This window comes from Curtobacterium sp. NPDC086286, from assembly GCF_044746255.1.
Lineage (GTDB): Bacteria > Actinomycetota > Actinomycetes > Actinomycetales > Microbacteriaceae > Curtobacterium.
The window spans coordinates 75,478-87,679 of record NZ_JBIVBW010000003.1 but is presented as its reverse complement, the minus strand read 5'-3'; the positions used below and the strand labels follow the sequence as shown (position 1 = coordinate 87,679).

The 12,202-nt window shown below is 73.7% G+C and carries 16 protein-coding genes; 6 read left to right on the top strand and 10 right to left on the bottom strand.

Translation table 11 applies throughout. The features are described 5' to 3' along the window. Positions 1 to 32 precede the first annotated feature (32 nt). The 4 genes from ACIPKM_RS06200 to ACIPKM_RS06185 form a co-directional block, all read right to left on the bottom strand. Positions 33 to 392: a GntR family transcriptional regulator gene (locus ACIPKM_RS06200; RefSeq protein WP_071295229.1), complete on the bottom strand. Its 360-nt coding sequence runs from the start codon at positions 390 to 392 to the stop codon at positions 33 to 35. A 10-nt stretch (positions 393 to 402) separates the two neighbouring features. After that, complete coding sequence (locus ACIPKM_RS06195; protein WP_071295230.1) at positions 403 to 972, bottom strand: DUF1684 domain-containing protein; 570 nt, start codon at positions 970 to 972, stop codon at positions 403 to 405. 118 nt (positions 973 to 1,090) lie between these two features. Next, the gene (locus tag ACIPKM_RS06190; protein ID WP_070417649.1) at positions 1,091 to 1,582 is read right to left on the bottom strand and encodes a hypothetical protein; all 492 of its coding nucleotides are present in this window, start codon (positions 1,580 to 1,582) and stop codon (positions 1,091 to 1,093) included. Positions 1,583 to 1,652: 70 nt separating this feature from the next. Next, positions 1,653 to 2,285 (bottom strand): GNAT family N-acetyltransferase, encoded by a 633-nt coding sequence (locus tag ACIPKM_RS06185; protein ID WP_071295193.1) that lies wholly within the window; start codon positions 2,283 to 2,285, stop codon positions 1,653 to 1,655. A gap of 96 nt (positions 2,286 to 2,381) precedes the next feature. On the opposite strand from ACIPKM_RS06185, the gene ACIPKM_RS06180 reads away from it, so the two are divergent. Continuing rightward, positions 2,382 to 2,990 (top strand): 2-phosphosulfolactate phosphatase, encoded by a 609-nt coding sequence (locus tag ACIPKM_RS06180; RefSeq protein WP_139201898.1) that lies wholly within the window; start codon positions 2,382 to 2,384, stop codon positions 2,988 to 2,990. Positions 2,991 to 3,044: 54 nt separating this feature from the next. After that, positions 3,045 to 3,347 (top strand): DUF427 domain-containing protein, encoded by a 303-nt coding sequence (locus ACIPKM_RS06175; RefSeq protein ID WP_402736370.1) that lies wholly within the window; start codon positions 3,045 to 3,047, stop codon positions 3,345 to 3,347. 15 nt (positions 3,348 to 3,362) lie between these two features. Here the strand turns inward: ACIPKM_RS06175 and ACIPKM_RS06170 are convergent, their stop codons facing one another. The 6 genes from ACIPKM_RS06170 to ACIPKM_RS06145 form a co-directional block, all read right to left on the bottom strand. Beyond that, positions 3,363 to 4,613 carry an Nramp family divalent metal transporter gene (locus ACIPKM_RS06170; protein ID WP_071295194.1) on the bottom strand — a complete coding sequence of 417 codons (1,251 nt, stop codon included), beginning with the start codon at positions 4,611 to 4,613 and terminating at the stop codon, positions 3,363 to 3,365. Between the two features lie 104 nt (positions 4,614 to 4,717). After that, the gene (locus tag ACIPKM_RS06165; protein ID WP_070417654.1) at positions 4,718 to 5,413 is read right to left on the bottom strand and encodes a CGNR zinc finger domain-containing protein; all 696 of its coding nucleotides are present in this window, start codon (positions 5,411 to 5,413) and stop codon (positions 4,718 to 4,720) included. 47 nt (positions 5,414 to 5,460) lie between these two features. After that, the gene (locus ACIPKM_RS06160; protein ID WP_309777405.1) at positions 5,461 to 5,937 is read right to left on the bottom strand and encodes a SprT-like domain-containing protein; all 477 of its coding nucleotides are present in this window, start codon (positions 5,935 to 5,937) and stop codon (positions 5,461 to 5,463) included. Further along, entirely contained in the window at positions 5,934 to 6,776 is an 843-nt protein-coding gene (locus ACIPKM_RS06155) for a hypothetical protein (RefSeq protein WP_070417655.1), read from the bottom strand. The genes ACIPKM_RS06160 and ACIPKM_RS06155 overlap by 4 nt, the downstream gene beginning before the upstream one ends. A 135-nt stretch (positions 6,777 to 6,911) precedes the next feature. Further along, positions 6,912 to 7,667: a hypothetical protein gene (locus tag ACIPKM_RS06150; protein ID WP_071295195.1), complete on the bottom strand. Its 756-nt coding sequence runs from the start codon at positions 7,665 to 7,667 to the stop codon at positions 6,912 to 6,914. Between the two features lie 126 nt (positions 7,668 to 7,793). Further along, entirely contained in the window at positions 7,794 to 8,636 is an 843-nt protein-coding gene (locus ACIPKM_RS06145) for a spermidine synthase (RefSeq protein WP_070417657.1), read from the bottom strand. A gap of 133 nt (positions 8,637 to 8,769) precedes the next feature. Here ACIPKM_RS06145 and ACIPKM_RS06140 point away from each other — a divergent pair, with 133 nt between their 5' ends. The 4 genes from ACIPKM_RS06140 (at position 8,770) to ACIPKM_RS06125 (ending at position 12,019) form a co-directional block, all read left to right on the top strand. Then, positions 8,770 to 9,279: a hypothetical protein gene (locus tag ACIPKM_RS06140; RefSeq protein ID WP_402736369.1), complete on the top strand. Its 510-nt coding sequence runs from the start codon at positions 8,770 to 8,772 to the stop codon at positions 9,277 to 9,279. Next, a complete protein-coding gene (locus tag ACIPKM_RS06135) occupies positions 9,276 to 10,487 on the top strand; it encodes a sensor histidine kinase (RefSeq protein ID WP_071295197.1) in 1,212 nt (403 codons plus the stop codon). The genes ACIPKM_RS06140 and ACIPKM_RS06135 overlap by 4 nt, the downstream gene beginning before the upstream one ends. Next, positions 10,484 to 11,143: a response regulator transcription factor gene (locus ACIPKM_RS06130; RefSeq protein ID WP_071295198.1), complete on the top strand. Its 660-nt coding sequence runs from the start codon at positions 10,484 to 10,486 to the stop codon at positions 11,141 to 11,143. The genes ACIPKM_RS06135 and ACIPKM_RS06130 overlap by 4 nt, the downstream gene beginning before the upstream one ends. Positions 11,144 to 11,491: 348 nt before the next feature. Next, positions 11,492 to 12,019 carry a hypothetical protein gene (locus ACIPKM_RS06125; RefSeq protein WP_071295199.1) on the top strand — a complete coding sequence of 176 codons (528 nt, stop codon included), beginning with the start codon at positions 11,492 to 11,494 and terminating at the stop codon, positions 12,017 to 12,019. Positions 12,020 to 12,202: the final 183 nt, after the last annotated feature.

The window sequence follows — 12,202 nt, the reverse complement described above, 5'->3', positions numbered from 1 at the left end:
CGCGGCGCGCCCCGGCGCAGCCCGCGCCCGCGTCAGGCGGGCCAGGCGTCCCGCAGGGCGGCAGCGGCCTGGTCGGCGGACAGCCCCGCGGCCCGTGCGGCGGCAGCGAGGGCACGGGCGGCATCGGTCACCGACGACGGCACCTCGGCCGGTCGGATCACCCGGGTTCCGGCGCCGCGTGCGGTCTGCACGAGCCCGGCCTCTTCCAGCAACTGGTACGCCCGCGCCACCGTCCCGGCGGCGAGCCCGAGCTCGTCCGCGAGTCCGCGGACGCTCGGCAGCCGTTCACCGTCCACGAGGTACCCGGCGCTGATCTGCGCGGCGATCTGGGACCGGACCTGCTCGAACGGCGGGATGCGCCCTCCGGCGTCGATCGCGACGAGACCCGACATGTGCTCCACCCTAGAAGTCGTACTGCTCGCCGACGGGGATCGGGACCGCGACGGTGTTGCCCGGAGGCGCGAGCGGGCACGCCCACGCCGGGTCGTACGCGCACGACGGGTTGTAGGCGAAGTTGAAGTCGAGGACGAGCTCGCCGTCGTCGCCCCCGAGGTCCGCGCCCTTGATCGTGTCGACGAGGTAGCGTCCGCCGCCGTAGGTCCCGCGGGCCTTGCCGGCGCTCGAGTCCTTGACCGGGATGAACACGCCGCCCGCGTAGCCGCCGTGCGACCACACGTCGAGCGAACCGATGCCGGCCAGGGTCACGACGCCGAGCCGGTCGAAGTGCACGATGCCGTCGGTGCCCGTCTCGACGTCCATCGCGAGGGGCTCCGCCGGCTCGATCCGGGCACGGAAGCGCCACGACGGGTCGTAGTCCGGGACGGGCAGGGACTCGAAGTCGCGGGCGTCCTCGTCGAGGAGCGGGCTGGCCGGGTGCTCGCCGAACATCGCGTCACGGGTCTCGCGCCACAGCGCGTGGGCGGTCTCCGGGTCGTTCGTCGCCCGCACCCGTCGGTACAGGTCGAAGGTCATCCGCCGCCAGTCCACGGTGGCGAGCGTGCTGTGCACGCGATCGTCGGTTGCCGGCTCATGCGTCTGGCTCACGGTACGAGCGTACGCCCTGCCTGGAGGAACGGCGCGGGTCCGGCGGTCAGGCCGCAGCTCGTCGGGCGCGCCGCCAACCGGGCGCGAGGGCGCGCATCCGCAGCGCGCGCCACTGCCAGATCACCCACATCCCCGGCCAGAGCAGGACTCCGAGCACCGCGGGCCGCATCCGGTACGAGAGCCGGTCGACGAGGAGCGTCCGACCGTCCCCGAGGTCGACGGTCGCCATCCGGTGCTGCATCGACATCCGTCCGAACAGCCCGCTCGTGCCACCGCCGTTGTCGCGTTGCACGGGCACACCGCGCACCTCGTACAGGTCGAGGTCGACGTGCGTGTCGCCGCTCGGGACCACGCCGAAGGCGCTCGCGGTGATCGGGTGCGGCTCACCCGGCACCCAGCGCACCGGGAACCCCTGCGGATCGCGCGACCGGTAGACCAGGAACGGCTTCGTCACGGCGACCATCACCGCCGGGGACAGCAGGGCGTCACGCACGGCCTCGACCGGTGCGTCGAGGGTGATCCGGATGCCCACGTGCATGCCGCGAACGCTACTCGTGCGCGGTGGACGACCGGCGGGCCCGGCGGCAGGCGTGCCGGACGGAACCGGGTCAGGCGTGTCGAGCGGATCGGCGTCGAGCACCCTCGGCGCGGTCGTGCCGACGGAGCCGTTCGGCGAGGGACAACCGCACGGTCGGCCACTCCGACGCGATCACGGAGAACACCACGGTGTCCCGCAGCGTGCCGTCACGGCCGATCGAGTGGTTCCGGAGCACGCCGTCCTGCTTCGCACCGAGTGCCGCGATGGCCGTGCGGGACTGGAGGTTGTGCCAGTGGGTCCGGAACTCGACCGCGATGCACTGCCAGACGTCGAACGCGTGCGAGAGCATGAGCAGCTTCGCCTCGGTGTTGATGCCCGTGCGCTGCGTCGACCGCGACAGGAACGTCGCACCGATCTCGACCCGGCGGTTGCCCGTGTCGGGGTTGAGGAACGTCGTCGACCCCACGACCCGGCCGGTTGGGCGGTCGCGCACCGCGAACGGCACCATCCGTCCCGCTGCCTGCTCGGCGAGCCGCCGGTCGATCTCGTCGTCGACCTGTGCCGGAGCGGGGATCGAGGTGTACCAGGTGCGCCACAGATCGCCGTCCGCGACCGCCGCCCGCAGGTCGTCCGCGTGCTCGGAGCCGAGGGGCTCGAGCGTCACGCGGTCGCCGGTCAGGGTGGGTGCGGGGGCGATCTCCATGGCAACAGATCCTACGGTCGCCGACCCTGACGAACCCCGGACGGCGGAGCACCTGTGGAAAGGATCAGGGACCCGCCGACGGCTATCGTGTCGCAGGTGGCAGCACGCACGCAGGAGAAGTACCAGGTCCGCTTCGCATGGGGGACCGGCGGCGCCGCGCGGATCGCCCCGGGGACGCACCTGGTCGTCTGGGTCGACGTCCTCCCGGCGTCCGCGGCGCACGACGGACCCGCCCGCCGACGGGCGCTCCGCGCGGTCGCCGCGCAGGTGCCGGACGGTCCGGAGGTCGTGCTCGGCCACCTCGGCAACGCGACGGCGGTCGCGGAACGCGTGACGCGCCTCCAGGCCGAACGCGGTGACCGCTGCGTCGTCGCGATCGTCGCCGCCGGACGCCACCACGCACCCGGTGACGACGCCGCGGAAGCGGCGGGCGAGGCCGCGGACGTGCCGGACGCACCGGACTTCGCGGTCGAGGACCTGCTCGCGGCCGGTGCCGTCGTCGACGCGCTCGCCGAGGTCGGGATCGACCACACCTCGCCCGAGGCGGCGGCCGCCTGTGCGGCGTACACGGGACTGCGGCGGGCGGTGAAGCACCTGGTCAGCGCCTCCGAGGCGGCCGCGGCGCTCGAGCCCGCCGACGTGCACGCGGCGCTCGCGGTGGACGGCCAGCTGGAGACCCTGCGGGAATCGAGTTCGCGCGCGTAGCGTTCGACCTCCACATCCGGTACCCCGCCGGACCGCAGAGCGAAGGAGCGTGCCGTGAAGGCAGTCGTCGGAGACACCGTGATCGCCGAGGCCCCGCAGGAGGACCTCATCCAGATCGAGGGCAACTGGTACTTCCCGCCGTCGAGCGTGAAGAGCGAGCTGTTCACCGAGAGCCCCACCCAGTACCACTGCCCGTGGAAGGGCGACACGCAGTACTACACGGTGAACGTCGACGGGCAGGCGCCGCAGGACAACGCCTGGTCGTACCCGACGCCCATCCCGTCGTCGTTCGACCGCGTCGGCAAGGACTACTCGGGCTACGTGGCGTTCTGGAAGGGCGTGCGCGTCGTCGACTAACCGGCGCCGACCCGCTCAGCCGGCCAGCGTCAGCGCGATGAGCGCCACGTTGAGCGCGACGATCACCAACGCGATGACCCCCGCGACGACGCGGGTGGTCATCGCGTTGACGTCCGCACCCATCACGCTGCGACGGGACGTGTAGACGACCAGCGGCACGATCGCGAAGGCGATCCCGAAGCTCAGCACGACCTGGCTCACCACGAGCAGCATCGTCGCGTCGGCGTTCACCGCGAGCAGGACGATGGCGGGCACGAGCGTGACCAGCCGTCGGGCCAGCAGCGGGATCCGCACGTGCAGCAGTCCCTTCATGATCTCGGCGCCGGCCATGCAGCCCACCGAGGTCGAGGCGAGCCCCGACGCCAGCAGCCCCACCGCGAACAGCACGCCCACGACCGGTCCGACGTGCTCGGCGATCGCCCGCTGCGCTCCGGGGATCGAGTCCGTGTCGGCGACCCCGGGCAGCGTCGCCGCCGCGAGGACGAGCATGCAGATGTTCACCCCGCCGGCCACCAGGAGCGCCAGCCCCACGTCCCAGCGCGTCGCGACGAGCACCCGACGACGCTCCGGGCCCGCCGGGACGTCGCCGTGCCGGTCGCGCGCCAGGGCGGAGTGCAGGTAGACCGCGTGCGGCATCACCGTCGCGCCGAGCATCGAGGCGGCGAGCATCACCGACTCGGACCCCTCGAACCGCGGGACGAGCCCCGAGACGAGCTCGCCCGGTGACACCTGCGCGAACAGCAGCCCGGCGCAGAACCCCACCGTGAGGATCGCGAGCATCGCCGTCACCACGGCCTCGAACGTCCGGGTGCCGCGGTGGCTCTGCAGGGTGAGGATCGCCATCGAGACCACGCCGGTGATCACCCCGCCGGCGACCAGCGGCAGCCCGAAGAGCAGGTGCAGCGCGAGTGCGCCGCCGATGACCTCGGCGATGTCGGTCGCGGCGGCCACGACCTCGGCCTGCGCCCAGAACAGCAGTCGGGGCGTGCGCTTCATCCGCAGGCCGAGGTGCTCCGGCAGGGACTTGCCGGTGACGACGCCGAGCTTGGCGGAGAGGTACTGCACGACGACCGCGCTGGCGTTCGCGGCGACGAGGACCCAGAGCAGCAGGTAGCCGTACTTCGCGCCCGCGGTGAGGTTCGCGGCGACGTTGCCGGGGTCGACGTAGGCGATGGCGGCCACGAACGCGGGGCCGAGCAGGGTCAGGCCGGCCGCGCGCTTCCGAGGCGTGGTCGTCTCGGCGGGACGGGCAGCGGTGTCGGTCATGCACACAGCATGCCAGAGGATTCGGCGCGCCGAATCCTTGTTTTCGTGACACATGCGATCGGCCCGGGCCGGAGTCACGAGCAGGCCAGGAGGCGCGGGTCGGCTCAGACCGCCGCGCGTCGGGCCCGGTGCGCCCGCACCTTCGCCCGGTTGCCGCACCGCTGCATCGAGCACCACCGGCGTGTGCCCCCGCGCGACGAGTCGTAGAAGACGAGGCCGCAGTCGTCTGCCGAGCAGCGGCTCAACCGCGTCGGCTGTCCGTCCGCGGCGACGTCGTCGAAGCCGACCTCGGTGAACAGGGCCACGGCGTCCCGTGCGACGCTCGACAGCGCCTGGGCGAGCCGCACCCGGTTCGCGCCCGCACGACGACGGCCACCGGGCAGGCTCGGCGGCACGTCCGGCAGCGCGGCGAACAGGTTGACCGTGTCGATGTCGTCCGGCGCCGGGCGCGTGCGACCCGTCCCGGCGCGGAGGCCGGCAGCCACCGCGGTCCGTTCCGCCGCGGTCGAGGCCGGACCCGGAGCCGCGGCGACGGCCAGTCGAGCGATCGCTGCACGGAGGGCCCGCGCGTCCTGCAGCTCGCGGGCGGTCGCGCCGACGTCGATCGGCTCGGTGTGGTCGCTCAGCCACTCGTCGAGGTCGGCCGGTGTCGCGAGCAGTTCGCCGAGCTGCGCCCGCGGACGTCGACCGTCCGGGTCGTCGGCGAACCCGCCGGTGTGCGCGAAGTCGAGGGCGATCCGTCCGGCGTCGAAGAACCACGTGGAACCGGTGTCCGTGCGGATGTGCTGCCCCGTGTGCATCCGCCCAGGCTAACGGGTTACCGGCGCGCCTCCGCATGCGATCGGCATCATGCGGTAGCTCGGCTGGCCTCCGCCGCTCGGCGCTCCCACGCGATGACGTTCCGGGCGTCGAACCGGCGGGAGCACTTCGCGCACGCCAGCGGCCGGGTCGGGGTGCGGTAGCGGAAGTGCTCGTGCCCGGCCGGACACGTGCCGATCCACGGTGCGAGCTCGCTCGCCACGGGGCCGTCGTACAGGCGCGAGCCCGTGTAGCCGAGTGCCTTCGCCGTCCGGCGCCACGTGGGTCCGTGGCCGGCGCGGGCCCCGGCCACCGCGTGCGCGATCTCGTGCAGGAGCACCTGGTCGACGTCGTCCTCGGAGAACCGCACGGCGAGGTGGCGGCTCACCGTGATGCGCTTGCGGGCGAAGTCGCACTGGCCCGCCCGGGTCTTGGCGTGGTCGAACCCGAACGACCAGCTGCCCGCCCCGAGGTGTGCCGTCATCAGGTGTTCGGCGCGGGACCGGACGGCCTCGAGCGTCGTCACCGTTCGTCGTCGCCGGGTTCGTCGCGCCCGGCCTGGCCCTTCTGCGCGGCACGTGCGGCGATGCGGCCCCAGAGTTCGTCCGCCTCGGTCCGGGCGGCGTCCGGCGCACCGAGGACCCGGCGGCGCACCGTCGGGGTCTGCTGCACGGGCTCCGGAGCGCGGGGTGCGGCCGGTTCGTCCTCGTCCGCGCGGCGTGCGGCGACGTCGCGGGCGGTGCGCGGCTTGTCCTCGGCCGGGGGCTGCGCGACCGAGGCCCGGAGCGCTGCCTCGACCGCCGTCCGGAGCGCCTCGGTGCGCTCCGACGGCGCACCGGCCTGGCGGAACGCCTGGTACGCCCGGGACAGCGCGGCACGGGCCTCGTCGAAGCGGGAGAGCTCGAACAGCGACCAGCCCTCGAGCTCGGCCGCTGCGCCCTCGAGCTCCGGCCACTCCTCGGTCCGGGCGGTGTCCCGTGCCAGGGCCGACTCGGTCGCGGCACGCTCGTACCGCCCCAGGTCGTGCAGGACGTGCGCGCGACGGATCCGTGCGGAGACCTTGTCCGAGCGCTCCCCCGTGAACATCGTCAGGCGGAAGACCTCCTCGGCGATGACGAGCGACTCGTCGAGCCGACCGAGCAGGCGGAGGAGCTCGGCACGCTCCGCGAGCGCGTCGGTGCTGCGGCTCTGCCCGAGGTCGCGCAGCCGCTGCTGGACGGCGTCGGCGTCGACCGCGGGGCGCAGGCTGATCGGAGCGAAGGTGCTGCCGGGGCTCACGCCGGCCGTCACGGGCGCCGCATGACGCGGTTCCCGGGCGCGGTCGGTGCGGTCGGGCTGCTGGCGGTCGTCGGGCGGGAGGGACATCGGTTCGAGGGTAACCGCGCCGCCCCGAGAGCGAGCGGTGCCACGCGCACGGGGGTCACGCTCGTGTCGCCCGCGGGGACGAGGACGGCCCGCCGTGCGGGTGCACGACGGGCCGTCCGGGACGATCTGGTCGGGTCAGGACATCCCGCTGGCCGAGACGGCCGAGATGAGGATGGCCACCACGAACGCGATCGCCGCGACGACCGCGAGGATGATCGCGAAGACACCCCAGCCGCGTCCGCGCTTCGTGACCGCGGCGACGATGCCCTGCACGATCGCCCACAGGCCGAGCGCCGAGCCGAGGTAGAACAGCAGCGACCCGGTGACGGCGCTCGACGACGTGGTGAGCGCCATGATGTCGGAGTCGCTCGGGGTCGCCCCGCCGTTCTGCACGGACTCGCGGAACGCCTCGGAGCCGCCGAAGACGCCACCGAACAGTGCACCGCCGATGATGCCGACCACGAGCGCGGCGACGGCCACGACGAACGCGATGACACCGACGGTCTTCTTCTTGGCCTTCGGCTCCTCGTAGCCCTGCCACGAGGGGGCACCGGCGCTCGCCGGAGCCGCCGCGTAGGGCTGCTGGCCGTACTGGGGCTGCCCGTGCTGCGGCTGCCCGTACTGGCCCTGCTGCTCGGCGTACTGCGTCGACCCGTACTGCGGGGTCTCGCCCTGCGGGGCCTGGTGCTGCTGGGCCTGTTCGCCCCAGCGCGGCGCGTCGGCCTGCGGGGCCGGCTCGCCGTACTGCGGCGTGGAGGCGGGAGCGGGGTCGACCCGCTCGCCGTAGCGCGGCTCGTCGGCCGAGGGAGCGGGCTGCTGCGGCGCTCCGCCCCAGCTCGGCGCCTGGCCGTCGCCCGTCCGGTCCTCGTTGCTCCGGTCGTCGTTCGTCATCAGGGATCCCCTTGCTCGGTCGCGCACCTGCGCGGTCGTTCAGACCCATCCTGGCAGGCGGACCCTCCGCGTGCGCGGCATCCGCCCGATCGCACGGCGACCGTCGGCCCGACCCGCGGTCGCGCGTCAGCCGCCGAAGACGCTCCGGTTCGGCTCCGGCGACGCCACGGCGGTCTGGTCCGTGACGATCGGCGCCCCGGCGATGAACGCCCGCAGCTCCGCCCCGTGCACGACCTTCGCCGGCATCGGGTCGGAGGAGTACCGACGAGGCATCTCCGCCACGGGCAGGTCCGTCGGCGACCCGAGCAGCACGATGTTCCCGAACCGCCGGCCCTTGAGCATCCCGGTGTCCGCGACGGCCGCCACCGACGGCAGCACCGCCTGCAGCGTCGACGCCTGCCCCCGGGCGAACGCGAGCCCGGCCCCGTCCGCCACGTTCACGGCCACGATGCCGGTGGGCGACAGGAACTCCGCGACCTCGCGGTAGAACTCGATGCTCGTCACGTGCGCGGGGATCTGCGAGCCGCCGAACACGTCCACCACGGCCAGGTCCACCGTGCCCCGCAGTCCGGCGGGGAGCTTGCCGAGGACCTCGCGGGCGTCGCCGTACCGCACCCGGATCGAGGCCCCGCGGGGGAAGGGCAGCGCGTCCCGCACGTGGTCGACGAGGTCCCGCTCCAGCTCGATGACCTGCTGCCGGGAGCCCGGCCGCGTGACCGCGACGTACCGGGGGAGCGTCAGGGCCCCGGCGCCGAGGTGCAGCGCCGTGACCGGGCCGTCCGGGAGCAGGTCGATGGCGTGCCCGATCCGCCGGATGTACTCGAACGCCAGGTGCGTCGGGTCCTCGAGGTCGACGTGCGACTGCGGCGTGCCGTCCACCACGAGCGTGAACGACCCCGGGCGGTGCCGGTCCGGCTCGACCACCGCGTACCCCGCACCGATCCGGAACCCGTCGAACGCATCAGCCATGGCACCAATCGAACACCACCGCGATCACCACCCGCGTCCCCACCCCTGGTTGGTGTGCCCGCCGACGCCGTCGAACGAGGCTGGTACCACCGGCCGGGAGACGCCCGCCGGACCTCCTCGGAAGGCGGACACCATGTCGGTCCAGCTCCTCGTGAACATCCTCGTCGGCATCGCCCTGGTCGCGTTCCTCGGGTACCGCCAGGCGACCTGGCAGTACCTCGACCCGGCGCGCATCTGGCGCACGCCGCTCATCATGGCGATCGTCGGCGTGGTCGTCCTCGCCCAGACGAAGGCGACGATCACGACCACCGACGTCGTGTTCCTCGGGATCGAGGCGCTCATCACGATCGGGGTCGGCCTGACCATGGGCAGCATCACCCGCTTCCGCACGGTCGGCACCCCGGACGCCAATGGCCGCACGATCCAGTCCCGCACGGGTGCGCTCGGCGCGGTGCTGTGGATCGTCCTCATCGCCGTCCGCATCGGTCTCGACGTGCTCGGCGGCCACCTCGGCGCGCACCTGCTCACGTCGACCGGCACGATCCTGCTCGTCCTCGCACTGAACCGCGCCGCACGCGCCGTCGTCATCGACGGCCGCATCCCCCGCGGCGACCGCCAGCCGCGCGGCATGATGGTCCGGTGACCCTGCTGACCGGCCAGGACGAGACCGACCTCCCCGGAGGCCGGTCCCGTTCGGGCGCCGCCTGGGGGCTCAACGCCCTCGGCATCGCGATCGTCGCGTTCTGGTTCGTGAAGAACGGCATCGCCCTGCAGCACCCCGCGTGGGTGTGGGTGCTCGGCGCGGTGGCGCTCGCCGCGTGGGCGCTCCGCGAGTTCGGTCGCACACCCCGGCTCCTCGTCGTCGCCGGGGTCCTGATGATCGCCGCGGGCACCCTGACGGTGGTGCCGACGGACTCGCTCATGATCGTCCCCGTGATCGTCGGGATCGTCCTGCTCGGCGCGAACCTCCGCGTCCCGGTCTGGGCGGCATCCGTCGCCGCACTCGCCGCGATCGTGGTCGTCGCGGTGTCCGCCTCGATCGAGCACGCCTCGGTCCAGTTCGTCCTCGGGACGAGCGGTGGCATGCTCCTGGGCGTCCTCATCGGCTTCAGCCGTCGGCAGTTCCGCATCGCGGCGGAACGGGCGCGCGAGGCCGAGCGGGACCAGCAGCGCGCCGAACTCCTCGCGGACCGGTCCCGCGCCGCCCGGGACATCCACGACGTGCTCGCGCACTCCCTCGGCGGCCTGGTGCTCCAGCTCGACGCGGTCGAGGCCCTGCTCGAGGCCGGCCGGGTCGACGACGCCACGAAGCGCGCCGCCGAGGCCCGCGCGCTCGCCGCGGACGGCCTGGCCGAGGCGCGACGTGCGGTGCACGCCCTGCGGGACGACGCCGAGACCGAGACCGACGCCGAGGCGGACGCGGGCCGGTCTACGGTCCCGCACCGTGCCTCCCGTCCGACCACCGACCCCGCGACGGGCCTGGCGGCCCTCGTCGACGCGCACCGGTCGTTCGGCGGCGAGATCGTGACGCAGGGCGACACAGCGCTCACCGACCTCGATGCGGCCCACCGCGCCGCCGTGGTCCAGGTGGTCCGGGAGGCGCTCAGCAACGCCCGCAGGCACGCCCCCGGCCGCCCCGTGTCCCTGTCCGTCATCCGGGACGGCGACGCCGTGGACGTGGTCGTCGCGAACCCGCTGTCCGGCGGCGGCCACGGTCTGCTCGGGATGCGCGAACGCTTCGCGGAGCTCGGCAGCGGCGCCGCGGTCGAGGCGGACCGGTCGGACGACGAGTTCGTCGTGGCGATGCACCTGCCGGTCGACGAGCTGGCCGCCGAGGGGGACCGCCCGTGACCATCCGCGTCCTCGTCGTCGACGACCAGGCCATCGTGCGCGACGGGCTGGTGACGGTGCTCTCGCTCGTGGACGACCTCGAGGTCGTCGGCGAGGCGTCGGACGGGGCCGAGGCGGTCGCCGCGGTCGAGCGGGAGTCCCCGGACGTCGTGCTCATGGACCTCCGGATGCCCGGCGTCGACGGCCCGACGGCGACGGCACGCATCACCGAGGGACACCCCGGGGTCGCCGTGCTCGTCCTCACCACGTTCGCCGACGACGAGTCGATCCTGACCGCGCTGCGGGCCGGCGCGCGCGGGTACCTCACCAAGGACGCCGGTCGCGGCGAGATCGCGACGGCGATCCGTGCGGTGGCGTCGGGGCAGTCGACGTTCGACGCCACCGTGGGCGCCCGGCTCGTCGCCCAGCTGGCCGGCGGCACCGGGCCCGCGCCCGTCGCGACGCCGGACCCGACCGAGTCGCTCCGCGCACGCTTCCCGACGCTCACCCCGCGCGAGGCGGACGTGCTCGGGCGCATCGCCGAGGGCCGGTCGAACCCGCAGATCGCCGCCGAGCTCTTCCTCACCGTGCCCACCGTGAAGTCCTACGTGAACCAGGTGTTCACGAAGCTCGGCGTCCGCACCCGCGCGGAGGCCGTCGCCCTCGTCCTGCGCTGACCCGGGTCCGCGGTCCCGACCGGCCGGTCCACCCGGCGCAGGTGAATGCGTGCACATGCACCACCAGCGGACGCCAAGGGTCGTCGCCTACCGTTCACCGGGTCGTCACCTCGGTGCGTCGATCCGCGCAGTGCCCCACACCTCGCGCGCTTCCGCACCCCGCTCGTGACCGCGGCGCGACCGTCCGGCACCCCCACTGCCCCTCGTGTGCGCGCCGTCGGCGTGCGCCGGGCTCCCCGCTCTCCTGCGCGCCGCCCGTGGTCCGCCCGCCGTGACCATTGAACACATTGCGTGCGCTATGTAAAATATGAGCACGAACGGACCCGATCCCACGAGGAGTCGACCCGCATGACCGACACCATGAGCGTGCCCACGTACCGCCGCGCCACCGCGAGCCGTCCCGCGGTCGCCACCCGCGCCTCCCGTCCGTCCACCCACACCGAGCGCGAGCACGCGCCGACCTGGATGCGTGCGGTGGGTGCGGTCCTGCTGGTGGGCGGGCTCGGGCTGACCGCAGCGGTGCTCGGATGGCCGGGCGACGCTCCGGAGACGGCGCTGCTGGTGCCGGCGCTCGTCGGCGTCGCGGTCGGGTTCCTGCTCCTCGTCGCCCGCTCGGGGTGGACGGTGACGGACACCCACGTCGTCCTGCGCTTCCGGCCGCTGCCCGCGCGACGGATCGCCCGCGACCGGATCACCGACGTGCGACTCGTCGAGGCGGACGCGTCGACGTACGGCGGCATCGGGCTCCGGATCGGACGCGGCGTCCGCGCGCTCATCCTCACGCCGGGCCTCGGGATCGAGTTCACCGACGACCGCGGACGTGTCACGTTCGTGCGGACGCGGCAGCCCGAGGCGGCGTTCCGCGCCCTGCGCTGACGGGGGAGGCGCGTCCTGCGCTGGCGGGCGTGGCCGGGCTGCGGAGCAGGGAATACCCACGCTGTCCACCGGCTTATACACGGCACTGCCGAATTCGGTCAAGCCAGGACTGGACATCCGCGACGAGCCCGACCTATGATGGCAGTTCGCGCTCCCTGGCATCCGTGTCGTCATATTGCGGTC

Coding starts and splice junctions, on each gene's coding strand:
- ACIPKM_RS06200 (WP_071295229.1), bottom strand. CDS start 392: ATGTCGGGTCTCGTCGCGATCGACGCCGGAGGGCGCATCCCGCCGTTC.
- ACIPKM_RS06195 (WP_071295230.1), bottom strand. CDS start 972: ATGACCTTCGACCTGTACCGACGGGTGCGGGCGACGAACGACCCGGAG.
- ACIPKM_RS06190 (WP_070417649.1), bottom strand. CDS start 1,582: ATGCACGTGGGCATCCGGATCACCCTCGACGCACCGGTCGAGGCCGTG.
- ACIPKM_RS06185 (WP_071295193.1), bottom strand. CDS start 2,285: ATGGAGATCGCCCCCGCACCCACCCTGACCGGCGACCGCGTGACGCTC.
- ACIPKM_RS06170 (WP_071295194.1), bottom strand. CDS start 4,613: ATGACCGACACCGCTGCCCGTCCCGCCGAGACGACCACGCCTCGGAAG.
- ACIPKM_RS06165 (WP_070417654.1), bottom strand. CDS start 5,413: ATGCACACGGGGCAGCACATCCGCACGGACACCGGTTCCACGTGGTTC.
- ACIPKM_RS06155 (WP_070417655.1), bottom strand. CDS start 6,776: ATGTCCCTCCCGCCCGACGACCGCCAGCAGCCCGACCGCACCGACCGC.
- ACIPKM_RS06150 (WP_071295195.1), bottom strand. CDS start 7,667: ATGACGAACGACGACCGGAGCAACGAGGACCGGACGGGCGACGGCCAG.
- ACIPKM_RS06145 (WP_070417657.1), bottom strand. CDS start 8,636: ATGGCTGATGCGTTCGACGGGTTCCGGATCGGTGCGGGGTACGCGGTG.
- ACIPKM_RS06140 (WP_402736369.1), top strand. CDS start 8,770: ATGTCGGTCCAGCTCCTCGTGAACATCCTCGTCGGCATCGCCCTGGTC.
- ACIPKM_RS06125 (WP_071295199.1), top strand. CDS start 11,492: ATGACCGACACCATGAGCGTGCCCACGTACCGCCGCGCCACCGCGAGC.